Below are 23,677 nucleotides of genomic sequence, written 5' to 3'. Positions count from 1 at the left end.
ACAGGGGAGAGGGAAAGACAGACCATGAGCGTGTTCGCGCAGGTGATCTACATCGCGCTGATGGTGTTCCTCATCGTGCTCATCTTCCGGTTGGTCATGGACTACGTCTTCCAGTTCGCCCGCTCGTGGCAACCCGGCAAGGCGATGGTGGTCGTTCTGGAGGCCACCTACACTGTCACCGATCCACCGTTGAAGCTTCTGCGGCGGTTCATCCCGCCGCTGCGTCTCGGGGGCGTGGCGCTCGACCTGTCCTTCTTCGTGCTGATGATCATCGTCTACATCCTCATCTCCATCACGGGAAACCTGGCGAGGTGACTGTGGACGATACGGTCTTGCCGACTGCCGATGACTACGTTGAGGTGAAGAGATGCCGTTGACCCCCGAGGACGTGCGGAACAAGCAGTTCACGACCGTCCGCCTCCGAGAAGGCTATGACGAGGACGAGGTCGATGCCTTCCTCGACGAGGTCGAAGCCGAACTGACGCGCCTGCTGCGCGAGAACGAGGACCTGCGCGCCAAGCTGGCCGCGGCTACGCGTGCTGCTGCCCAGAACCAGCAGAACATGCGCAAGCCCCCCGAGCAGCAGGACCAGCAGCAGGGTGGCATGCCCGGACAGGGAATGCCGCAGCAGGGCATGCGTGGGCCAGGTCCCGGCAATCCCGTGCCGGCCGGCATATCCGGTCCGCCGCAGCAGCAGATGGGTGGCCCCATGGGTGGCCCGCCCCAGCTGCCTAGCGGTGCCCCGCAGCTGCCCGCCGGTCCCGGCGGTGGCCAGGGCGGCCCGCAGGGTCAGATGGGCCAGGGGCAGATGGGCCAGGGCCCCATGGGTCAGGGACAGATGGGCCAGGGCCAGATGGGCCAGGGTCCGATGGGTCAGGGCCCCATGGGCGGTCAGCCGCCCATGCAGCAGCAGATGGGTGGCCCGATGGGCGGCCCCATGGGCGGTCCGATGGGCGGCCCCGGCCAGGGCCCCGGTGGCGACAGCGCCGCCCGTGTCCTCTCGCTGGCCCAGCAGACCGCCGACCAGGCGATCGCCGAGGCTCGTTCCGAGGCCAACAAGATCGTCGGCGAGGCCCGTTCGCGCGCCGAGGGTCTTGAGCGTGACGCCCGTGCCAAGGCGGACGCGCTGGAGCGGGACGCGCAGGAGAAGCACCGCGTCGCGATGGGCTCCCTCGAGTCCGCCCGCGCCACGCTGGAGCGCAAGGTCGAGGACCTGCGCGGCTTCGAGCGCGAGTACCGCACGCGTCTGAAGTCGTACCTCGAGTCGCAGCTGCGTCAGCTGGAGACCCAGGCCGACGACTCGCTGGCTCCGCCGCGTGCCCCGGCGACCGCGTCGCTGCCGCCGTCCCCGGCGCCTTCCATGGCTCCGGCCGGTGCGAGCGCGCCGTCGTACGGTGGCAACCAGGGCATGGGCGGCGGTCCTTCGCCGGCCGGCCCGTCCTACGGCGGCCAGCAGCAGATGTCGCCCGCGATGACCCAGCCGATGGCGCCGGTACGGCCGCAGGGTCCCGGTCCGATGGGACAGGCTCCCTCGCCGATGCGTGGCTTCCTCATCGACGAGGACGACAACTGACGGCCTCTAGTACGCCTTAGGCGTCGGCAGCGTTCAGGGCGAGGCCCCGGATTTCGATCCGGGGCCTCGCCCTTTTACGCGGGTTGATCACGGTGACGTGGATATGCGGAAGGCCCGGCCCCTCCTGGGGACCGGGCCTTCGCTCGCGCGGTTACGTCTTGCGCAGGCGGAACGTCAGGGACAGGCCCTCGTCGGTGAACGGGGTGCCGTAGGTGTCGTCCGCCTCACCCTGGGCGAAGTCCGTGGCGAGGACCTCGTCGGCGATCAGGGGCGTGTGCTCGGACAGGGCCGCGATCACGGCCGGGTCCGTGGCCGTCCAGCGGAGCGCGATGCGGTCGGCCACGTCGAGGCCGCTGTTCTTGCGGGCCTCCTGGATCAGCCGGATCGCGTCACGGGCCAGGCCCGCCTGGCGGAGTTCCTCCGTGATCTCCAGGTCCAGCGCCACCGTCGCACCGGAGTCGGACGCCACCGACCAGCCCTCCCGCGGGGTCTCCGTGATGATCACCTCATCGGGGGCGAGCGTGATCGTCTCGCCGTCGACCTCGACCGACGCCGTGCCCTCGCGCAGGGCGAGGGAGAGCGCGGCCGCGTCGGCGTTGGCGACGGCCTTGGCGACGTCCTGGACGCGCTTGCCGAAACGCTTGCCGAGGGCGCGGAAGTTGGCCTTGGCCGTGGTGTCGACCAGGCTGCCGCCGACCTCGCTGAGGGAGGCGAGCGCGCTCACGTTCAGCTCCTCGGTGATCTGCGCGTGCAGTTCAGGGTCGAGGGAGCCGAAGCCGGTCGCGGCGATGAGCGCGCGGGACAGCGGCTGACGGGTCTTCACACCCGACTCCGCGCGCGTGGCACGGCCCAGCTCGACGAGCCGGCGCACCAGGACCATCTGTTTCGACAGCTCCGGGTCGATGGCGGAGAGGTCCGCCTTTGGCCAGGAGGCCAGGTGCACGGACTCCGGGACGCCGGGGGTGACCGGCACGATGAGGTCCTGCCAGACCCGCTCGGTGATGAAGGGGGTCAGCGGGGCCATCAGCTTGGTGACCGTCTCGACGACCTCGTGCAGCGTGCGCAGCGCGGCCTTGTCGCCCTGCCAGAAGCGGCGCCGGGACCGGCGTACGTACCAGTTGGACAGGTCGTCGACGAACGCCGACAGGAGCTTGCCGGCGCGCTGGGTGTCGTACGACTCCAGGGACTGGGTCACCTGGTCGGTCAGCGCGTGCAGTTCGGACAGCAGCCAGCGGTCCAGGACCGGGCGGTCGGCCGGAGCCGGGTCCGCCTCGCTGGGCGCCCAGCCGGACGTGCGGGCGTACAGGGCCTGGAAGGCGACCGTGTTCCAGTACGTCAGGAGCGTCTTGCGGACGACCTCCTGGATCGTGCCGTGGCCCACGCGACGCGCCGCCCACGGGGAGCCGCCGGCCGCCATGAACCAGCGCACCGCGTCCGCGCCGTGCCGGTCCATCAGGGGGATCGGCTCGAGGGTGTTGCCCAGGTGCTTGGACATCTTGCGGCCGTCCTCGGCGAGGATGTGACCGAGACAGACGACGTTCTCGTACGACGACTTGTCGAAGACCAGGGTGCCGACGGCCATCAGCGTGTAGAACCAGCCTCGGGTCTGGTCGATGGCCTCGCTGATGAACTGCGCCGGGTAGCGGGACTCGAACAGCTCCTTGTTCTTGTACGGGTAGCCCCACTGCGCGAACGGCATCGAACCCGAGTCGTACCAGGCGTCGATGACCTCCGGCACGCGCGTGGCCGTCTTCTGGCACTGAGGGCACGCGAAGGTGACCTCGTCGATGAACGGGCGGTGCGGGTCAAGGCCGGAGTGGTCCGTGCCGGTCAGCTCGGTGAGCTCCGCGCGGGAGCCCACGACGGTGAGGTGGTCGTCCTCGCAGCGCCAGATCGGCAGCGGGGTGCCCCAGTAGCGGTTGCGGGACAGCGCCCAGTCGATGTTGTTGTCCAGCCAGTCGCCGTACCGGCCGTGCTTGACGGTGTCCGGGAACCAGTTGGTGTTCTCGTTCTCCTGGAGGAGGCGGTCCTTGACGGCCGTGGTGCGGATGTACCAGGACGGCTGCGCGTAGTAGAGGAGCGCGGTGTGGCAGCGCCAGCAGTGCGGGTAGCTGTGCTCGTACGGGACGTGCCGGAAGAGGAGGCCGCGCTGCTGGAGATCCTCGGTGAGCTTTTCGTCCGCCTTCTTGAAGAAGACGCCGCCGACCAGGGGGACGTCCTCCTCGAACGTGCCGTCCCGGCGGACCGGGTTCACGACGGGCAGGCCGTAGGCGCGGCAGACCTTGAGGTCGTCCTCACCGAACGCGGGGGACTGGTGGACCAGGCCCGTACCGTCCTCGGTCGTGACGTACTCGGCGTTGACCACGTAGTGGGCCGGCTCCGGGAACTCCACGAGCTCGAACGGACGTTGATAGGTCCAGCGCTCCATCTCGGTGCCCGTGAAGGTCTGGCCGGTGGTCTCCCAGCCCTCGCCGAGCGCCTTGGCGACGAGCGGTTCGGCGACGACGAGCTTCTCCTCGCCGTTGGTCGCGACGACGTAGGTGACCTCGGGATGCGCGGCCACGGCCGTGTTGGAGACCAGCGTCCAGGGGGTCGTCGTCCAGACCAGGAGCGCGGCCTCACCGGCGAGCGGACCGGAGGTGAGCGGGAAACGGACGTACACGGAAGGGTCGACGATCGTCTCGTAGCCCTGCGCCAGCTCGTGGTCCGACAGGCCCGTCTCGTCGCGGGGGCACCAGGGGGCCACGCGGTAGTCCTGGACCAGCAGGCCCTTGTTGAAGATCTCCTTCAGCGACCACCAGACGGACTCGATGTACTCCGGGTCCATGGTGCGGTAGGGGTCGTGGAGGTCGGTCCAGTAGCCCATGCGGGTCGTGAGCGCCTCGAAGGCGTCGGTGTGCCGGGTGACGGACTCGCGGCACTTGGCGTTGAACTCGGCGATGCCGTACGCCTCGATGTCCTTCTTGCCGGTGAAGCCGAGCTCCTTCTCGACCGCCAGCTCCACCGGCAGGCCGTGACAGTCCCAGCCGGCCTTGCGGGCCACGTGGTAGCCGCGCATGGTGCGGAAGCGGGGGAAGACGTCCTTGAAGACGCGCGCCTCGATGTGGTGGGCGCCGGGCATGCCGTTGGCGGTGGGCGGGCCCTCGTAGAACACCCACTCGGGGCGGCCCTCGGACTGCTCCAGGCTCTTGGCGAAGATCTTCTGTTCGCGCCAGAAGTCGAGCACCGCGTGCTCGAGCGCGGGCAGGTCGACCTGGGCGGGCACCTGGCGGTACGTCGGCGTTGTCATCAGCGAGCTTCCTCCGGCGGACTTGCTGCCTTCCGTCCGGAGGGACGAGAGCCGATGCGCCGGTTTCGGCGCGCTCCCGCGGTACCACCCTCCTTGGCCCGCCGACGCCTGGTGTGCGCCGGTGAGCCCCCTCATTGGGGTCGCGATGCCGGGTCTAACGGCCCCTGGAGGCTTTCTTCCGGCGGCTCCGGGGTGATCTTCACGTCGCGCTCGCCCCCGGGCTTCCACCGTCCCCGGGTCGCTCTGGGCTGCGTACGCCGCTACTCGTCCCCATCCACGCTTTTCGCTCCGCCCAGTGTACGGCGCCCCGGGGACAGCGGCCGACCGGTTTTCCGGAGCCGGATGCGGAGGCCGCCGTAGGGCTCGGAGTGACCCGAATGGAGCGGCACGACTGTTCGGATTCCGGGACGGACGGTCCGGCGGATTACCTGGCGGGGAGCTGGGCACAACGCATGCATGCTTCCCGCCTCGCGCGCGCGGGGCGGGCGAATCGGGCGGCGTGCCCCGTTGCCGCGGGACTCAAGTCGATTTATCGTCCCAGCACGATTCGCGAGCAAGATCACAATATGTGAAGGGGCCGCGGCATGGTGGCGAAGAAGACGGCCGTACAGCAGTCGGCGTCGGGCCGGTCCACCCATGCCCGTGCCTCCGGCGGCGAGGCCAAGGGTGCGGCTGCCAAGGCCGTGAAGGCGGTCGGAGCGGCGGCGAAGGGCGTCGCCAAGAAGGCTGCCGTCAAGAGCACGCGCGCGCGTGGCGAGACGGCCGTAGGGAAGAAGGCGGCGCCCCGGAAGGCGAGCGGCGCCAAGAAGGCCACGGCGGCTCCCGGCGGGCGGACAGCCGCGGTGGAGGTCTCGGCCGGGAGACCGGCGGCCGAGGCGCCTGTCGGCGAAGCGGCAGAGGCCACCAAGGGCGTCGGCAAGGCCTCGGTCACGAAGCAGGCCTCGGTCACGAAGAAGACTTCGGCGCCGAAGAAGACCGTGGCGCCGAAGAAGGCTGCGACCGCCAAGAAGGCGGCCACCAAAAAGGCTGCGGTTGCCGAGAAGGCCTCCGCCACGAAAAAGGCGGTCGCCAAGAAGGCAGTCACGAAGAAGGCAGCCACGAAGAAGGTGGTGACGAAGAAGACGGTCGCGAAGAAGACCGCAGTGAAGGACCCGGCCGCGACCAAGAGCGCGACCAAGGGCGCGACCGCGACGAAGGTCGCGGGGAAGGAGACGGCCGCGAAGGACAGCGTGGTCGAGGACAACGCCGCCACGGAGAAATCCGCAGCGAAGGGCCCGGCCGCGGCCAAGAGCGCGGCCAAGAGTGCGGCCAAGGGCGCGACCGCGACGAAGGTCGTGGGGAAGAAGGCGGCCGCGAAGGACAGCGTGGTCGAGGACAAGGCCGCCACGGAGGCCGGTGCCCCCCAGGGGGACGCCGGACAGGGCACCTCCGGGAAGAACACCCTCACCAAGAGGGCGGCCAGGAAGAGCACGGCCAAGAAGGCGGGCGCGGCCGAGGCCGCGAAGCAGACGGGAGCCACGACAGTGGTTGCGAAGAAGACTCCTGGAACGGCCACGGCGGCGAAGACCGCCCTACCCAACGCGCGTGTCTCCGCGGTGGAGCCCGGAGAGCTCGCGGTGCGCCCGGGTGAGGACCCGTGGACGCCCGAAGAGGTCGCCGAGGCGCGCGCGGAGCTCACGGCCGAGGCCCTGCGGCTGCGTACCGAGATCACCACCTCGGAGGAGTCCCTGGTGGGGCTCATGAGGGACTCCGGGGACGGCGCAGGCGACGACCAGGCCGACACCGGGACCAAGAACATCACGCGGGAGAGCGAGATGGCCCTGGCGGCCAACGCGCGCGAGATGCTCCTCCAGACCGAACGCGCCCTGGGGCGGCTCGACGCCGGCACCTACGGCCTGTGCGAGAACTGCGGCAACCCCATCGGCAAGGCGCGCATGCAGGCCTTCCCGCGCGCGACCCTGTGCGTGGAGTGCAAGCAGAAGCAGGAACGCCGGTACTGAGGGTCCTAGGAGGCGTGTCGTACCCTCGTCCTCAGTCAGGTATCTAGGTCGAGGGACTCACGTGACAGAGGCGGAGCGCATCATCGGTACCCCGGATACCCCGGAGGCGGCGGGGGCCGAACCGGAGCAGGACCAGACGGCGCGGCCCAGGGGCAGGCGCCGTATCGCCGTGCTGTTCACGGTGGCCGCATTCGCGTACGCCCTCGACCTGGTCAGCAAGATGATCGTGGTCGCCAAGCTGGAGCACCACGAGCCGATCGAGATCGTCGGGGACTGGCTGAGGTTCGAGGCGATCCGCAACGCGGGCGCGGCCTTCGGCTTCGGTGAGGCCTTCACCGTGATCTTCACGGTGATCGCGGCCGCCGTGATCGTGGTCATCGCCCGGCTCGCCCGCAAGCTCTACAGCCTGCCCTGGGCGATCGCGCTCGGTCTGCTGCTCGGCGGCGCGTTCGGCAACCTCACCGACCGGATCTTCCGCTCGCCGGGCGTGTTCGAGGGCGCGGTCGTCGACTTCATCGCGCCCAAGCACTTCGCCGTCTTCAACCTCGCCGACTCGGCGATCGTGTGCGGGGGCATCCTGATCGTGCTGTTGTCGTTCAAGGGACTCGACCCCGACGGCACGGTCCACAAGGACTGATCCACAGGCGCCGGTCGGGGCTGTCGGTGGTGTCCGGCATACTCGACGGGTGAGCACCGTTCCCGAGATCCGTACCCTGCCCGTGCCCGACGGCCTGGAGGGCGAGCGCGTCGACGCCGCCATCTCCCGCATGTTCGGCTTCTCCCGTACCAAGGCGGCCGAGATCGCCGCCGCGGGGAAGGTCACGGTCGACGGGTCGGTGGTCGGGAAGTCCGAGCGGGTGCACGGCGGGGCCTGGCTGGAGGTCGAGATGCCACAGGCGGCCGCGCCGGTGCAGATCGTCGCCGAGCCGGTCGAGGGCATGGAGATCGTCCATGACGACGACGACGTGGTCGTGATCGCCAAGCCGGTGGGTGTCGCCGCGCATCCCAGCCCCGGCTGGACCGGGACGACCGTGATCGGCGGGCTCGCCGCCGCCGGGTACCGCATCTCGACCTCCGGTGCCGCCGAGCGCCAGGGCATCGTGCACCGGCTCGACGTGGGTACCTCGGGGCTGATGGTCGTGGCCAAGTCGGAGCGGGCGTACACCTCGCTCAAGCGGCAGTTCAAGGAGCGCACGGTCGACAAGCGGTACCACACGCTCGTCCAGGGCCACCCGGACCCGACCAGCGGCACCATCGACGCACCCATCGGCCGCCACCCCCAGCACGACTACAAGTGGGCGGTCACGGCCGAGGGCAAGCCGTCCGTGACGCACTACGACCTCATCGAGGCGTTCCGTGCGGCCTCTCTGCTCGATGTGAAGCTGGAGACCGGGCGCACCCACCAGATCCGCGTCCACATGGCGGCCCACCGCCACCCCTGCGTCGGCGACCTGACGTACGGCGCCGACCCGACGCTCGCCAAGCGGCTGAGGCTGACCCGGCAGTGGCTGCACGCCGTGCGGCTCGGCTTCGAGCACCCCGGGGACGGCGAGTGGGTGGAGTTCGCGAGCGACTATCCGGAGGATCTGCAGCAGGCCCTGGACCTGGTCCGTGAGGAGACCTACGGGTGAGCACGCACGCGTACGTGGTGCGGGTCGCCGAGGACCCCGCCGACCGTGAGGCCTGCTTCACGGTGCGCAAGGAGGTCTTCGTCGGCGAGCAGGGCGTGCCGGAGGACCTCGAGTACGACGCCTACGACGCCGTAGCGGTGCATGTGCTGGCCGTGCGGGAGGACGGCGTGCCGCTCGGGACGGGGCGGCTGCTGTACGGCACGGCGGCGGCCGGGAAGACCGGCGGTGACCTGACCGTGGGGTCGCTGGGACGGCTCGCCGTGACACAGGCGGCGCGCGGACTCGGGGTGGGGGCGGCTCTTGTGCGGGCCGTCGAGGACGCGGCACGCGCGCGTGGGCTCGTGGCCGTGGATCTGCACGCGCAGACGCATGCGCTGGGGTTCTACGAGCGGCTCGGGTACAGGGCGTACGGGCCGGAGTTCCCGGACGCGGGGATACCGCATCGGGCCATGCGGCGGGTTCTCTGACGGTCGGATTTCCGATCTCGGGTTCGCGGGGATACCGCATCGGGCCATGCGGCGGGTTCTCTGACGGTCGGATTTCCGATCTCGGGTTCACGCCGACGGGAGAGGGCGAGCGGCGGTCGGGAAGGTCTGGGCGTGCAGCGGGCAGACTGAAGTGACCGTTGGTTTGTCGATCTGCCCGGAGTTCTGACCGTGGATCAGTTGGCCCTGTTGTTCGTGTTGCTGCTGGGGGCTCTGATCAGTGTCCCGGTGGGAGACCGGTTCGGGTTGCCGGCGCCGGTGCTGATGACGCTGCTCGGGATCGTGCTCGCGGTACTGGACTTCGTACCGAATGTCGATATTCCACCCGAGCTGATCCTGCCCATCCTGTTGCCGCCGTTGCTCTATGCGGCGGTGCGGCGGACGTCGTGGCGGCAGTTCGCGGCCAACAAACGGCCGATCTTCCTGCTCGCCGTCGCGCTCGTGTTCGTCACCACGCTGTGCGTCGCCGTCGTCGCCCAGGCGATCGTGCCGGGACTGCCGATCGCCGCAGCCCTCGCGCTCGGCGCGCTGGTCGCGCCGCCCGACCCGGTCGCCGCGACCGCCGTGGCCGGCCAACTCGGGCTGCCCCGGAGGCTGGTGTCCATCCTGGAGGGCGAGGGGCTCTTCAACGACGTGACGGCGATCGTGCTCTACCACGTGGCCGTCGCCGCGGCCGTCAGCGGCTCGTTCACGGCCGGGAAGGCCGTCTTCGAGCTGGTGCTCTCCGCGGTGGTCGCCGTCGTCGTGGGGCTCGCGCTGGGCTGGGGGGCCAACAAGCTGATGGATCTGCTGGGTGACGCCACTCTCCAGATCGGGCTGACGGTACTCGTGCCGTACGCCTCCTACGTGCTCGCCGAGGAGCTCCACGGCTCCGGGGTGCTCGCGGTGCTGACCACCGCCCTGTTCATCGCCGAGTACGCCACCGACGCCGACGACGTGATGACCCGGCTCGCCGGGCACACCTTCTGGGACATCGTCGACACGCTCGTGACCGGCGTGGCCTTCGGGCTCATCGGACTCGAACTGCACAACGCGATCAGGACCGCGTCCGGGCGCTGGGGCGAGATGCTCGGCTGGGCCGCCGCGATCGTTGCCGTGGTCGTGCTCGTACGGCTGCTGTGGCTGTTGCCGGCGACCTGGCTCACCAAACGCATGCACGCCAAGCGGGACATCGACGAGGAGATCCCGGTGGGATGGCGGGAGACCGTCGTCATGTGGTGGTCCGGGATGCGGGGCGTGGCGTCCGTGGCGCTGGCGCTGGCCATCCCGCTGGAGACCGACTCGGGGGCGCCCTTCCCCGACCGGGACGAAATCGTGTTCATCGCGTTCGGGGTGATCATGGCGACGCTCGTGCTGCAGGGGCTGACCCTGCCGTGGCTGGTGAAGCGGCTGGGGGTGCGGGCGGACAGCGAGAGGGAGATGGAATTCGAGAAGACCCTCGCGGTGCGGGCGGCGAAGGCGGCCAAGAAGCGGCTGCGGGAGATCGAGAACGTGGAGGAGCTGCCGGAGGAACTGTCGGAGCAGATGCTGCGGCGGGCGTTCGAGATCGGTGTGCGGATCTCTCCCGAGATGGGGGACGAGGAGCGGCGCGAGGCCCGGCGGCGGCTCAAGCGGGCGCGGCGCATCCACGGCGAGATGCTGAGCGCGGCGCGGCACGAGGTACTGGCGGCGCGCAGCGAGCCGGGCGCCGATCCGGAGATCGTGGACCGGGTGCTGCGGCATCTGGACGTTCGCAGTCTGCGGTGAAGGCGCGGAAAGGTGAAGGTGCGGAAACGGGGTGAGCTCGCCGACCGGGCCTTTGTAGGCTGCAGTCATGGCTCGCAACGTGGTGATCAGCGGTGGCGGTACGGGAATCGGGCGCGCGGCGGCGCAGGTGTTCGCCGCGGAAGGGGACCGGGTGCTGCTGCTCGGCCGGCGCGCCGAGGTGCTCGAGAAGGCCGGCGTGCCCGGCGCCCTGACGTACGCCGCCGATCTCGGAGACGTCGACGAGGTGCGCGGGGTCGTCGGGTTCGTGGCACGTGAACTCGGGACCGTGGACGTGCTGATCCACAGCGCCGGTGGCACCGGGCAGCTGGAGCCGCCCGTCGACAGCTCCGATCCGCTCGACGCCGTCGCGCACAACTGGACCGTGAACTTCCAGCTCAATCTGCTGACCGCGGCGCTGCTCACCGAGGGGCTGAAGGAGCGGCTCGCCTCGCCGGGTGGGCGGGTGCTGTTCGTGAGTTCCATCGCCGCGTACCGGGGGTCCGGGAGCGGGGCGTACGGGGCGGCGAAGGCCGGGTTGCATCCGTACGCCCATGATCTCGCGCGGGAGTTGGGGCCGCGGGGGATCACCGCAAACGTGGTCGCGCCGGGGTACATCGAGGACACGGAGTTCTTCGGCGGGGCGATCGATCCCGCTCGGCGCGAACGGCTCGTCAACGACACGTCGAACGGGCGGGCCGGGACGCCGGGGGACGTCGCCGCGACGCTTCATTGGCTGGCGTCCCCGGGGGCGGGGCATGTGACGTCGCAGGTCGTGCAGGTCAACGGTGGGGCTGAGCGAGGGCATTGACGGTGGGCGGGTGCGGGTCCGTCGTGGGTCGGGTGCAGCACCGGCGCCACGACGGACCGTCAGCCCCGCCCCGTCCGTGGGGTCTCGTGGGCTCGGCGGGTGACCGCGCCGTTGCCGTTGCCGTTGCTGTTGCCGTTGGACGAGGAGCCGCCGCGTGGCAGTACGACCGCGTCCGCCGTGTTGACGCGGGGGAGGGCGTACGGATGGTGTTCGGTCAGCCAGCGGAGCATCTGCTCGCGGACCGTGACCCGTACCGTCCAGATGTCGTCGGCGTCCTTGGCGGTCACCAGGGCCCGTACCTGCATGGTGTTCGGGGTGGTGTCGGTGACGTCGAGGCCGTAGGCGCGGCCGTCCCAGGCCGGGCACTCGCGCAGGATGTCCCGCAGCCGCTCGCGCATCAGCTCCACCGGAGCCGTGTGATCGACGTGCCAGAAGACGGTGCCGGTCATCTGCGGGGTGCCGCGGGACCAGTTCTCGAACGGCTTCGAGGTGAAGTACGACACCGGCATGGTGATCCGGCGCTCGTCCCAGGTCCGTACCGTCAGGAAGGTCAGCGTGATCTCCTCGACCGTGCCCCACTCGCCGTCCACCACCACGGTGTCGCCGATGCGCACCATGTCACCGAAGGCGATCTGCAGCCCGGCGAACATGTTGCTGAGCGTCGACTGGGCGGCGACACCGGCGACGATGCCGAGGATTCCGGCCGAGGCCAGCAGCGAGGCACCGGCCGCGCGCATCGCGGGGAACGTCAGCAGCATCGCGGCCACCGCCACCACCCCGACGGTCGCGGCGACCACCCGCATGATCAGCGTGACCTGGGTGCGCACCCGGCGGACCCGGGCGGCGTCGTGGTGGGCGCGCGCGTAACGGGTGTACGTCGTCTCCACTATCGCCGCGGCGATCCGGATCACCAGCCAGGCGGTCGCCCCGATCAGGACCAGCGTCAGTGTCTGCCCGATGCCGGCGCTGTGCCCCTCCAGCACCCTCGCCTCGTCGTACGCCCCTCTCAGCATCGCCGCGCACAGCACGAGCATGTAGGGGATGCGACCACGGCGCAGCAGACCCCACATCGGGGTCTCGCTGTGGCGTGCGTCGGCCTTGCGCAGCAGAAGGTCGGTGGCCCAGCCGATCACCAGGGTGAGCAGCACCGAGCCACCGACCACGATCAGTGGGCGGAGTACGTTCTCCATGACCCCGAACCTAACCGGACCCGGGCGGTCATGAACATGTGACTTCGGCCGCGAAGTGGGTACGGCCGCCCGCGCGCCCGCGAAACGGCACTGTCGGTGCAGGCTGGCACCATGGCCTCATGAACATCATGCTCTTTCACTCGACCTACGGCCTTCGGCCCGCCGTCCGTCAGGCCGCCGACCGGCTGCGGGAGGCCGGGCACGAGGTGTGGACGCCGGACCTCTTCGAGGGGCGCACGTTCGAGACGGTCGAGGAGGGCATGGCCTTCAACGCGGAGATCGGCAAGGACGAACTGCTCAAGCGGGCCGTGCTGGCCGCCGCGCCCTACTCCGAGCGCGGTCTCGTCTACTCCGGCTTCTCGCTCGGCGCCTCGATCGCGCAGACCCTCGCCCTCGGCGACGAGAAGGCCCGTGGACTGCTGCTCCTGCACGGCACGTCGGACATCGCGCCGAACGCGACCGCGGACGAGCTGCCGGTCCAGCTGCACGTGGCCGAGCCGGACCCCTTCGAGACCGACGACTGGCTGAGCGCCTGGTATCTGCAGATGGGCCGCACCGGCGCCGATGTCGAGATCTACCGATACGCCGGGGCCGGTCATCTCTACACCGACCCCGGCCTCCCGGACTACGACGAGGAGGCCGCCGAGGCCACCTGGCGGGTGGCCCTGGGCTTCCTCGAGACGCTCGAGACGCTCCAGACGTTTTAGACGGGGGTGTACGTCCGCTCGACCTTCTGTGTGCCGGTCCGCGTGCGGTACGAACGCGCCCAGGACGAGGTCGCGTTCGCCTTGGTCTTGTCGGACAGCACGTAGTAGTCCATCTGCGCCCGGTCGGCGGTGATGTCGAGGACGCCGTAGCCGTGGCGGTCGGTGTCGACCCAGTGGACGTGCCGGTTGGCGACCTGGATGACCGGCGCGGCGAGGGCGGTGACCGTGCCCTCGGGGACCTTGAGGAGGTCGTCGAGGTTGTCGGAGGTCACCGAGGTGACGACGAACTCCGTGGCGGCGGAGGCCGACAGCGGGTAGGTGCCGGCGTCCACCGGCACGTCGTTGGCCCACGCCATGTGGATGTCGCCGGTCAGGAAGACGGTGTTGCGGATGGCGTTGGAGCGCAGGTGGGCCAGCAGTTCGCGGCGGTCGTCCGTGTAGCCGTCCCACTGGTCGGTGTTGAGGGCGAGGCCCTCCTTGGGCAGGCCCAGCAGCTCGGCGAGCGGCTTCAGCAGATCGGCGGAGAGCGAGCCGATCGCGAACGGCGAGATCATCACTGAGTTACCGACCAGCCGCCAGGTCGTGTCGGAGGACTTCAGCCCCGCCTTGAGCCAGTCCAGCTGCGCGCGACCGGTGATCGTGCGGTCCGGGTCGTCCACCGAGCCGTTGCCCACGGCGACCTGCTGTGAGCGGAAGGACCGCAGGTCGAGCAGCGAGAGGTCGGCGAGCTTGCCGAACCGCAGCCGCCGGTAGGTGGTGCCCGCGATCGCCGGGCGGACCGGCATCCACTCGAAGTAGGCCTGCCTGGCGGCGGCCTGACGGGCCGACCAGGCGCCCTCCGCGCCCTCGGTGTGGTTCTCGGCACCGCCCGACCAGGCGTCGTTGGCGAACTCGTGGTCGTCCCAGATCGCGACCACCGGGGCGACCGCGTGCAGGGCCTTCAGGTCCGGGTCCGTCTTGTACTTGCCGTGCCGGATCCGGTAGTCGGCGAGGGTGAGGATCTCGTGGGCCGGCGCGTGCTGTCGTACGACGGTGTCGCGCGTGCCGTACTCGCCGGTGCCGTACTCGTAGATGTAGTCGCCCAGGTGCAGCCAGGCGTCCAGGTCGCCGCGGGCCGCGAGGTGGCGGTACGACGAGAAGTAGCCCGCCTCCCAGTTGGCGCAGGAGACCACGCCGAAGCGGAGGTTCGCGACGGCCGCGTCCGACGCCGGCGCGGTGCGGGTGCGCGCCGCCGGGGACTCGGTGCCGCCCGCCGAGAAGCGGAACCAGTAGTCGGTGGCGGGGGCGAGGCCGCGGACGTCCGCCTTGACGGTGTGGTCGGACGCGGCGGTCGCGGTGACGGACCCCTTGGCGACGACGGTCGTGAAGGCCTTGTCGCGGGCGACGACCCAGCCGACCTCGGTGTCCGGGCCGAGCCCGGAACCGGGCATGGCCTCGGCGGTCGGGGTCACCCGGGTCCACAGCAGGATGCCGTCCGGGAGCGGATCGCCGGAGGCGACGCCGTGCAGGAAGGCGGGGGCCTCGGCGGCTCGGGCCGGCAGGGCGGCGGCGAGCGGGGCGGCCAGGACAGCGGTGGCCGCCGCGGCCTTGACGACCGTACGGCGGCGCGGGGACAGGGAGTTGCTCTCGGCTGATCTCTGACTACTGGTCACGGCCGATCAGGTTACTGGCCGGTATGAACGAGAGCGGGCGAACTCGTGAAAGTTCGCCCGCTCTTTGCCTGAAGAGTGCGGGGGATCAGGCCTTCAGGGCCGCCTCGAGCGCGGTGTTGAAGTCGGCGACCGTCATCGGCGCGCTCTTGCCGTCGGAACCGGTCAGCGTCTTGCCGTCCATCTTCAGGGTCGGAGTGCCGGTCACGCCGTCCTTGTTGAACTTCTCGGACATGTCCAGGGCCCACTTGTCGTAGGTGCCGTTCTTCACGGCGTTCTGGAAGGTCTTGTTGTCCTTCAGCTCCGGGACGGTCTGCGCGATCTTGATGAGGTAGGCGTCGTCCTTGAACTTGTCGGGGCCGTCCTCGGCAGGGTGCCACTTCGTGGAGTACATCGCGGTCTTGTACTTCAGGAACGCCTCGGGGCTGACGTTCAGCGCCGCGCCGAGGGCGCTGAGGCCGTTCTTGGAGCCCTCGCCACCGAGGTTGCCGTCGAGGAAGCTGGCGCCGACGTACTGGATCTTGAACTTGCCGTCCTCGACGTCCTTGTCGACGGTCGAGCCGACGGTCTGCTCGAACTGGGCGCAGACGGGGCAGCGCGGGTCCTCGTACATGACCAAGGTCTTCTTGGCGGTGCTCTTGCCGATGACGACCGTCGTGCCGTTGGTGCCCGTGCTGTTGGCCGGCTTGACGAGCTTGTCGTTCTTGGCCTCTTCCCAGTAGCTGGGCTTGTTGTTCTGGACGACCGCGTAACCGATGCCGCCGGCTATCGCCAGGACGCCGACGACGGAACAGGCGACGATGACCTGCCGCTTGACCTTGTCGCGCTTGGCCTGGCGCTCGCGCTCCTGCCGCAGCCGCTCACGGGCGGCGGTCTTCGAGGCCTGGCTGTTCCGCTTGCTCATGGTGGTGTTCTCCATCAAGGGGACGCGCACACGTCGTGTGCGGGGGATACGTGGATCGGGACCGGTGGGGCTCAGGTGCTGTTCGGGTTCAGGCGACAGCGACCGAGCACGGCGGTCCACGCCGTCCCAGGGAGTGCACGAGGATCTCGTCGAGAGCGACGGCCGTACGGCGGCCGGGCCGCACCGGGCGGGCCGGCTCCGGCGCCGACCGCACGGTCAGCGCGGCGGCCACCAGGAGGAGCGGCCGGAAGGTCGTGGCGGCCACCGCCCGCAGCAGCTGGGCCAGGGCCCGCTCGCCGCGGCGCAGCCAGGCGGCCGCGAGAAGGCCGACACAGAGGTGCGCGCCCAGCAGCAGCCAGGCGGTCTGCGGGTCGGCGTGCGCGAGCAGGCCGCCGAGCCGGTCGGGGTCGCTCCCGGTCATCCGGGCCAGTGGCGAGCCCACGCTGGTGCCGTCGCCGCAGAACACGTCCCAGCCGACCGACCGCAGCGGGCCCGCCACCGGGCCGCCGGCGGCGCCGTAGCAGACGTGCTGGCCGGTGGTGAAGACGGTGTCGGCGGCCAGCTCCAGCGGGATCAGCACGGCGGCGATCCGCCCGAACCCGCGCTCCCGGCCGGCCAGCGCGTAGGCGAGCGCGAACACGGCGACGGCGACCGCCGCCACCGTGTTGAGCGGCAGGGGAGCCCGGGACAGCAGCACGTGCGACGCGGTGCTGAGCGTCACGACGAGTGCCGTGAACAGCGCCGCGCGGAGCGCTCGTAGCTGGGTCCCGGATATGTCCATAGCGTGGAGAGTGTGTCACGCGGGCCTGTAAGGGACCCCTAAAGGATCCCTGTGAGCGGCCCTATCGTTATGGGAAGCGCCATGAGCCCTGTCACAGACCCGGAATCCGGCCGTTGCGGAACAGGTCGACGAAGGTCTGGTGGTCGGCACGCGCGCGGGCGCCGTAGCTGTGCGCGAAGTCGACCAGGAGGCCCGCGAAGCCGTCCTCGTCGGCGGCGATCGCCGCGTCGATGGCCCGCTCCGTGGAGAAGGGCACCAGGGACTCCCCTGAGGTGTCGTCCGCCGCCGCGTGCATGGTGGCCGTGGCCCGGCCGAGGTCGGCGACGACCGCCGCGATCTCCTCCGGGTCGTCGATGTCGCCCCAGTCCAGGTCCACGGCGTACGGCGAGATCTCGGCGACCAGCTGGCCCGCGCCGCCCAGCTCGGTCCAGCCGAGCCACGGGTCGGCGTGCTGCTGCAGGGCGCGCTGGGAGATCACCGTGCGGTGGCCCTCGTGCTGGAAGTAGTCGCGGATCGCCGGATCGGTGATGTGGCGGGAGACGGCCGGGGTCTGGGCCTGCTTGATGTAGATCACGACGTCGTTCTCCAGGGCGTCGGTGTGCCCCTCGAGCAGGATGTTGTACGACGGCAGCCCGGCCGAGCCGATGCCGATGCCGCGGCGGCCGACGACGTCCTTGACGCGGTAGGAGTCCGGGCGGTCCAGGGAAGCCTCCGGGAGGGTCTCCAGATAGCCGTCGAAGGCCGCGAGCACCTTGTAGCGGGTGGCCGCGTCCAGCTCGATGGAGCCGCCGCCCGGCGCGAAGCGGCGCTCGAAGTCGCGGATCTCCGTCATCGACTCCAGGAGGCCGAAGCGGGTCAGGGAGCGGGCGTCGCGCAGCGCGTCCAGGAGGGGGCCCTGGGCGGTGTCCAGGGTGAAGGGCGGCACCTCGTCGCTCTTGGCGCCGGTGGCCAGGGCGTGGATCCGCTCGCGGTACGCGCCCGCGTACACCTCCACCAGCTCGGTGATCTGCTGGTCGCCGAGGGCCTTGGCGTACCCGATCAGCGCGACGGAGGCGGCGAAGCGCTTGAGGTCCCAGGTGAAGGGGCCGACGTAGGCCTCGTCGAAGTCGTTGACGTTGAAGATCAGCCGGCCGTTGGCGTCCAGGTAGGTGCCGAAGTTCTCCGCGTGCAGATCGCCGTGGATCCACACGCGCGAGGTGCGCTCGTCCAGATACGGGCCGCCCCGCTTCTCCGCGTCAAGATCGTGGTAGAAGAGGCACGCCGTGCCCCGGTAGAACGCGAACGCGGAGGCCGCCATCTTCCGGAACTTCACGCGGAACGCTGCCGGGTCGGCGGCCAGGAGCTCGCCGAAGGCGGTGTCGAAGACAGCGAGAATCTCCTCGCCGCGGTGCTCGTCGTTGAGCTGCGGAACCGACATCGCGGGGTGCCTCCTGGTGCATGTGTACGACAGCGTTTCTGTCGTCTCTCCAACGGGCGGGCCCGGGTGAAAGTGCCCGCGACCCTCCTTGTGAAGGTACGCGGGGCGACCCCCGGAGTGTCAGTGCCGAGGCATAGACTTCGACGCTGTCCCCCGAACTGTCCGTCCGCCTGTCGTCGAGTGTTTTCCATGGAGGCCACGCCGTGTCAAAGCCGCCGTTTACGCACCTGCACGTCCACACCCAGTACTCCCTGCTGGACGGTGCCGCGCGGCTCAAGGACATGTTCAATGCGTGCAACGAGATGGGCATGACCCATATCGCCATGTCCGACCACGGCAACCTGCACGGGGCGTACGACTTCTTCCACTCCGCGAAGAAGGCCGGGGTCACCCCGATCATCGGGATCGAGGCATATGTCGCACCCGAGTCCCGACGCAACAAGCGGAAGATCCAGTGGGGCCAGCCCCACCAGAAGCGGGACGACGTCTCGGGTTCGGGTGGTTACACCCACAAGACGATCTGGGCGGCGAACAGGACCGGCCTGCACAACCTCTTCAAGCTCTCCTCGGACGCGTACGCCGAGGGCTGGCTGCAGAAGTGGCCCCGCATGGACAAGGAGACCATCTCCCAGTGGTCCGAGGGGCTCATCGCCTCCACCGGCTGCCCCTCCGGCGAGCTCCAGACCCGGCTGCGCCTGGGCCAGTTCGACGAGGCGCTGAAGTCCGCCGCCGAGTACCAGGACATCTTCGGCAAGGACCGCTACTTCCTGGAACTGATGGACCACGGCATCGAGATCGAGCACCGGGTCCGCGACGGCCTCCTGGAGATCGGCAAGAAGCTCGGCATCCCCCCGCTGGTCACCAACGACTCGCACTACACGTACGCGCACGAGGCGACCGCCCACGACGCGCTGCTGTGCATCCAGACCGGCAAGAACCTCTCCGACCCGGACCGCTTCAAGTTCGACGGCACCGGCTACTACCTGAAGTCCACGGACGAGATGTACGCCGTCGACTCCTCGGACGCCTGGCAGGAAGGCTGCCGCAACACCCTCCTGGTGGCCGAACAGGTCGACACCGAGGGCATGTTCGAGGCCAAGAACCTCATGCCGAAGTTCGACATCCCCGAGGGCTACACCGAGGTCACCTGGTTCAAGGAGGAGGTCCGCCGCGGCATGGAGCGCCGCTTCCCGGGCGGCATCCCCGAGGACCGCCAGCGGCAGGCCGAGTACGAGATGGACGTCATCATCCAGATGGGGTTCCCGGGCTACTTCCTCGTGGTCGCCGACTTCATCATGTGGGCCAAGAACAACGGCATCGCGGTCGGCCCCGGCCGAGGCTCCGCGGCCGGCTCGATCGTCGCCTACGCCATGGGCATCACCGACCTCGACCCGATCCCGCACGGTCTGATCTTCGAGCGGTTCCTCAACCCCGAGCGCGTCTCCATGCCCGATGTCGACATCGACTTCGACGAGCGCAGGCGCGTCGAGGTGATCCGGTACGTGACCGAGAAGTACGGCGCCGACAAGGTCGCCATGATCGGCACGTACGGCAAGATCAAGGCGAAGAACGCCATCAAGGACTCCGCGCGCGTGCTGGGCTACCCGTACGCGATGGGCGACCGGCTCACCAAGGCGATGCCCGCCGACGTCCTCGGCAAGGGCATCGACCTGAACGGCATCACCGACCCCTCGCACCCGCGTTACAGCGAAGCGGGCGAGATCCGGGCGATGTACGAGAACGAACCGGACGTGAAGAAGGTCATCGACACCGCCAAGGGCGTCGAGGGCCTGGTCCGGCAGATGGGTGTGCACGCGGCCGGCGTGATCATGTCCAGCGAGCCCATCGTCGACCACGCCCCGATCTGGGTGCGCCACACCGACGGCGTGACCATCACGCAGTGGGACTACCCGCAGTGCGAGTCGCTCGGCCTGCTGAAGATGGACTTCCTCGGCCTGCGCAACCTCACGATCATGGACGACGCCATCAAGATGGTGAAGGCCAACAAGGGCATCGACCTGGAGATGCTCGCCCTGCCGCTGGACGACCCCAAGACCTTCGAACTGCTCTGCCGCGGTGACACCCTCGGTGTCTTCCAGTTCGACGGCGGCCCCATGCGCTCACTGCTCCGCCAGATGCAGCCCGACAACTTCGAGGACATCTCCGCCGTCTCGGCCCTCTACCGGCCGGGCCCGATGGGCATGAACTCCCACATCAACTACGCCGAGCGCAAGAACGGCCGCCAGGAGATCACGCCGATCCACAAGGAGCTGGAGGAGCCGCTCCAGGAGGTCCTCGCGGTCACCTACGGCCTGATCGTCTACCAGGAGCAGGTGCAGAAGGCCGCCCAGATCATCGCCGGTTACTCGCTCGGCGAGGCCGACATCCTGCGCCGCGTGATGGGCAAGAAGAAGCCCGACGAACTGGCGAAGAACTTCACCATCTTCCAGGCCGGCGCCAAGAAGAACGGCTACAGCGACGAGGCGATCCAGGCCCTGTGGGACGTCCTGGTCCCCTTCGCCGGCTACGCGTTCAACAAGGCGCACTCCGCCGCGTACGGACTGGTCTCCTACTGGACCGCGTACCTCAAGGCCAACTACCCGGCCGAGTACATGGCCGCGCTGCTCACCTCGGTGAAGGACGACAAGGACAAGTCGGCGGTCTACCTCAACGAGTGCCGTCGCATGCGCATCAAGGTCCTCCCGCCGAACGTCAACGAGTCGGAGCACAACTTCGCCGCCCAGGGCGACGACGTCATCCTCTTCGGGCTCGAAGCCGTGCGCAACGTCGGTACCAACGTGGTCGAGTCGATCATCCGCAGCCGCAAGGCCAAGGGGAAGTACGCCTCCTTCCCCGACTACCTCGACAAGGTCGAGGCGGTCGCCTGCAACAAGCGCACCACGGAGTCGCTGATCAAGGCGGGCGCGTTCGACACGATGGGGCACACCCGCAAGGGCCTCACCGCGCACTTCGACTCGATGATCGACAACGTGGTCGCGGTCAAGCGCAAGGAGGCCGAGGGGCAGTTCGACCTCTTCGGCGGGATGGGGGAGGAGGACACCAGCGAGCCCGGCTTCGGACTGGACGTGGAGTTCACCACCGAGGAGTGGGACAAGACCTACCTGCTCGCCCAGGAGCGGGAGATGCTCGGTCTGTACGTCTCCGACCACCCGCTCTTCGGGCTCGAGCACGTGCTGTCCGACAAGGCCGACGCGGGCATCGCCCAGCTCACCGGCGGTGAGCACGCCGACGGCGCGGTGGTCACCATCGGCGGCATCATCTCGGGTCTCCAGCGCAAGATGACCAAGCAGGGCAACGCCTGGGCGATCGCCACCGTCGAGGACCTCGCCGGCTCCATCGAGTGCATGTTCTTCCCGGCGACCTACCAACTGGTGTCGACGCAACTCGTCGAGGACGCCGTGGTGTTCGTCAAGGGCCGCCTCGACAAGCGCGAGGACGTGCCCCGGCTGGTCGCGATGGAGCTCCAGGTCCCCGACCTCTCCAACGCGGGCACCAACGCGCCCGTGATCCTCACCATCCCGGCGCTGAAGGTGACCCCGCCGATGGTCAGCAGGCTCGGCGAGATCCTCAGCCACCACAAGGGGGAGAGCGAGGTCCGCATCCGGCTCCAGGGCCCCAGCAAGACCACGGTCCTGCGGCTGGACCGGCACCGCGTGAAGCCGGACCCGGCGCTCTTCGGAGACCTGAAGGTGCTGCTCGGACCGTCCTGCCTGGCGGGCTGACCCACCGGGGCTCGGACCATGCAGAGGGGCGCACTCCTGACGGGGTGCGCCCCTCTGTGTACCTGGGTCTCAACAACCCTTTATGCAGCCGTCAGTTGTGGCCGAAGCTTTTCTGCCGCCCCTTGCGGGCCACGTCGCTGGGGGTCACCTGCGGGGCATGCTGCTCGGTCTGCGGCTCCATCGAGGAGTGCTGGGGCTCCTGCCCGGCACGCTCGGTCTGCGACGGCTTACGGTTCTGCTTCTTGTTCTTGGCCATGGTGATCTGCCTCCTGAGGGGGATCTAGGGGCCAGGGCCGGGACCAGATTCACATACGCTGACAGGAGGCGCATTTCGGATAATTACCGTGTGTGACAGGGAATGTCGCCGGGCGATGCCCCGAAACGCCACGCCGAAGATCGAGTTCGGGCCGTTAACCCTCGCGTGGTCGGGCAGACTCGAAGGAAGCCCGAAGCAAACCTCCCGGAAAGAGGGTGGATCGCGTGGACCGCTGCATCGTCCTGGTGGACGCCGGGTATCTGCTGGGGGCCGCCGCCAGTCTCCTTGCCGGGGAGCCCTCCCGTTCCCGTATCACCGTCGACCACGCCGCCCTGGTCCAGGGTCTGCGCGACCGGGCCGAGTCCGACACGGAACGGCCCCTGCTGCGCATCTACTGGTTCGACGGCGCCCCCGACCGCGTCCCGCAGCCCGAGCACCGCAGACTGCGCGTGATGCCCCGGGTCACCGTCCGGCTCGGCGCCCTGACCCGCAGCGACGGACGCTGGGCCCAGAAGGGCGTGGACGCCGCGATGCACGCCGAGCTCACCGAGCTGGCCCGCAACCGCGCCTGCTCCGACATCGTGCTCGTCACCGGCGACGGGGACCTGCTGCCGGGCATGATGGCCGCCAAGGAGCACGGGGTCGCCGTACACCTGTGGGCCGTGCAGGCCGCCGACGGGGACTACAACCAGTCGGAGGACCTGGTCGCCGAGGCGGACGAGCGGCGGGTGCTGGACCGTGCGTGGATCACCAAGGCCGTCCGCGCCAAGGAAGTCGGCGGGATCTGCGCACCGCCGCCGGTGCCGCGGCCCGAGATCGCCGCGATCCTCTCGGCGCCGCTGCCCGAGTCCGCGCCCGAGCGGACCGGGGAGGAGCGCGAGCACGCCACGGCCGCCCCTTCGGAGAACGGCACGCAGGAGCGGGTGGCGGCGCCGAAGGGGGTGCCGACGCCCAAGGATCTCGCCGCGCTGCGGGCGCCGGGAAGTACCCAGGCCGCACAGCACCCCGCGAGCGCGACCCTGCGGTGGTCCTCCGACAAAGGGTGGGTCGACCGGCCCGGTGGTGCCGCCGAGCCGCCCGAGGTCGCCTCCATGCCGACGCTCGCGCAGCTGACCACGGCGGAGCAGCGATGGGCCGACCGGGAGGAGGACATCACCACGGTGGGCGGTGATCCGTTCGAGGTCGGGCAGGTCTTCGCGCGGCGGTGGATGGAGCGGCTGGGGGACCAGACGCATCTGCAGCGGCTGTCCGGGATGTACCCGCGGGTGCCCCACCGGATCGACGGGGAGCTGCTCAGATACGCGGCGCGGTTCGGGCTGCTCGCGCACAAGGACGACCAGATCGACGAGCACGACCGTTATGCGATCCGGGCCGGGTTCTGGCGGGAGATCGACGTACGGACGGCGGCGGAGCACGCGCCCGCCGGGGAGTGAGACGGCGTATACACCGCCCCAAAGGGGAACAGGGCGCCCCGACCCCGTAGTCTCGTTCCTTGTGA

General features: G+C 69.6%; 18 protein-coding genes. 11 read left to right on the top strand and 7 right to left on the bottom strand.

Translation table 11 applies throughout. The annotated features are described in order from the left end of the window. The first annotated feature begins 24 nt into the window (after positions 1-24). Both ACIBJB_RS00465 and ACIBJB_RS00460 read left to right on the top strand, forming a co-directional pair. Positions 25-315 carry a YggT family protein gene (locus ACIBJB_RS00465; RefSeq protein ID WP_057618503.1) on the top strand — a complete coding sequence of 97 codons (291 nt, stop codon included), beginning with the start codon at positions 25-27 and terminating at the stop codon, positions 313-315. Positions 316-367: 52 nt separating this feature from the next. Then, entirely contained in the window at positions 368-1,573 is a 1,206-nt protein-coding gene (locus ACIBJB_RS00460) for a DivIVA domain-containing protein (RefSeq protein WP_398924998.1), read from the top strand. Between the two features lie 151 nt (positions 1,574-1,724). On the opposite strand, the gene ileS is transcribed toward ACIBJB_RS00460, so the two are convergent. Continuing rightward, positions 1,725-4,862, bottom strand: coding sequence for an isoleucine--tRNA ligase (gene ileS / locus ACIBJB_RS00455; protein ID WP_398924996.1), 3,138 nt, complete (start codon positions 4,860-4,862; stop codon positions 1,725-1,727). A 584-nt stretch (positions 4,863-5,446) separates the two neighbouring features. On the opposite strand from ileS, the gene ACIBJB_RS00450 reads away from it, so the two are divergent. The 6 genes from ACIBJB_RS00450 to ACIBJB_RS00425 all read left to right on the top strand — a co-directional run bounded on the left by ACIBJB_RS00450 (position 5,447) and on the right by ACIBJB_RS00425 (position 11,532). Then, complete coding sequence (locus ACIBJB_RS00450) at positions 5,447-6,862, top strand: TraR/DksA family transcriptional regulator (protein ID WP_398924994.1); 1,416 nt, start codon at positions 5,447-5,449, stop codon at positions 6,860-6,862. Positions 6,863-6,923: 61 nt separating this feature from the next. Continuing rightward, positions 6,924-7,499: a signal peptidase II gene (gene lspA, locus ACIBJB_RS00445; RefSeq protein ID WP_266525561.1), complete on the top strand. Its 576-nt coding sequence runs from the start codon at positions 6,924-6,926 to the stop codon at positions 7,497-7,499. A gap of 49 nt (positions 7,500-7,548) precedes the next feature. After that, positions 7,549-8,493 carry an RluA family pseudouridine synthase gene (locus ACIBJB_RS00440; protein WP_266525559.1) on the top strand — a complete coding sequence of 315 codons (945 nt, stop codon included), beginning with the start codon at positions 7,549-7,551 and terminating at the stop codon, positions 8,491-8,493. Further along, positions 8,490-8,960: a GNAT family N-acetyltransferase gene (locus ACIBJB_RS00435; RefSeq protein ID WP_398924992.1), complete on the top strand. Its 471-nt coding sequence runs from the start codon at positions 8,490-8,492 to the stop codon at positions 8,958-8,960. The genes ACIBJB_RS00440 and ACIBJB_RS00435 overlap by 4 nt, the downstream gene beginning before the upstream one ends. Before the next feature lie 189 nt (positions 8,961-9,149). Further along, entirely contained in the window at positions 9,150-10,724 is a 1,575-nt protein-coding gene (locus ACIBJB_RS00430) for a Na+/H+ antiporter (protein ID WP_398924990.1), read from the top strand. 67 nt (positions 10,725-10,791) lie between these two features. Then, entirely contained in the window at positions 10,792-11,532 is a 741-nt protein-coding gene (locus ACIBJB_RS00425; RefSeq protein WP_398924988.1) for an SDR family NAD(P)-dependent oxidoreductase, read from the top strand. A 59-nt stretch (positions 11,533-11,591) separates the two neighbouring features. Here the strand turns inward: ACIBJB_RS00425 and ACIBJB_RS00420 are convergent, their stop codons facing one another. Beyond that, positions 11,592-12,722: a mechanosensitive ion channel family protein gene (locus tag ACIBJB_RS00420; protein WP_398924986.1), complete on the bottom strand. Its 1,131-nt coding sequence runs from the start codon at positions 12,720-12,722 to the stop codon at positions 11,592-11,594. Between the two features lie 119 nt (positions 12,723-12,841). Here ACIBJB_RS00420 and ACIBJB_RS00415 point away from each other — a divergent pair, with 119 nt between their 5' ends. Beyond that, positions 12,842-13,429, top strand: a complete 588-nt coding sequence (locus ACIBJB_RS00415) for a dienelactone hydrolase family protein (protein ID WP_398924984.1) — start codon at positions 12,842-12,844, stop codon at positions 13,427-13,429. Here ACIBJB_RS00415 and ACIBJB_RS00410 read toward each other — a convergent pair. The 4 genes from ACIBJB_RS00410 to ACIBJB_RS00395 form a co-directional block, all read right to left on the bottom strand. Next, positions 13,426-15,081: an alkaline phosphatase D family protein gene (locus ACIBJB_RS00410; RefSeq protein WP_398924982.1), complete on the bottom strand. Its 1,656-nt coding sequence runs from the start codon at positions 15,079-15,081 to the stop codon at positions 13,426-13,428. The genes ACIBJB_RS00415 and ACIBJB_RS00410 overlap by 4 nt on opposite strands. Before the next feature lie 85 nt (positions 15,082-15,166). Next, on the bottom strand, positions 15,167-15,982 hold the full coding sequence (locus ACIBJB_RS00405; protein ID WP_398924980.1) for a thioredoxin domain-containing protein: 816 nt from the start codon (positions 15,980-15,982) through the stop codon (positions 15,167-15,169). A gap of 88 nt (positions 15,983-16,070) precedes the next feature. Continuing rightward, positions 16,071-16,763, bottom strand: coding sequence for a hypothetical protein (locus tag ACIBJB_RS00400; protein ID WP_398924979.1), 693 nt, complete (start codon positions 16,761-16,763; stop codon positions 16,071-16,073). Positions 16,764-16,854: 91 nt separating this feature from the next. Next, positions 16,855-18,180: a DUF2252 domain-containing protein gene (locus tag ACIBJB_RS00395; RefSeq protein ID WP_398924977.1), complete on the bottom strand. Its 1,326-nt coding sequence runs from the start codon at positions 18,178-18,180 to the stop codon at positions 16,855-16,857. 203 nt (positions 18,181-18,383) lie between these two features. Here ACIBJB_RS00395 and dnaE point away from each other — a divergent pair, with 203 nt between their 5' ends. Further along, the gene (gene dnaE / locus ACIBJB_RS00390; protein ID WP_398924975.1) at positions 18,384-21,923 is read left to right on the top strand and encodes a DNA polymerase III subunit alpha; all 3,540 of its coding nucleotides are present in this window, start codon (positions 18,384-18,386) and stop codon (positions 21,921-21,923) included. A gap of 91 nt (positions 21,924-22,014) precedes the next feature. Here dnaE and ACIBJB_RS00385 read toward each other — a convergent pair whose 3' ends face one another. After that, positions 22,015-22,179, bottom strand: coding sequence for a hypothetical protein (locus ACIBJB_RS00385; RefSeq protein ID WP_398924973.1), 165 nt, complete (start codon positions 22,177-22,179; stop codon positions 22,015-22,017). Between the two features lie 224 nt (positions 22,180-22,403). Here ACIBJB_RS00385 and ACIBJB_RS00380 point away from each other — a divergent pair, with 224 nt between their 5' ends. Further along, entirely contained in the window at positions 22,404-23,612 is a 1,209-nt protein-coding gene (locus tag ACIBJB_RS00380; protein WP_398924971.1) for an NYN domain-containing protein, read from the top strand. The last annotated feature ends 65 nt before the right edge of the window (positions 23,613-23,677 follow it).

It is taken from the genome of Streptomyces sp. NPDC050759, from assembly GCF_044456945.1.
Lineage (GTDB): Bacteria > Actinomycetota > Actinomycetes > Streptomycetales > Streptomycetaceae > Streptomyces.
The sequence above is the reverse complement of the archived record's forward strand: the minus strand, read 5'-3'. Positions and strand labels throughout refer to the sequence as shown.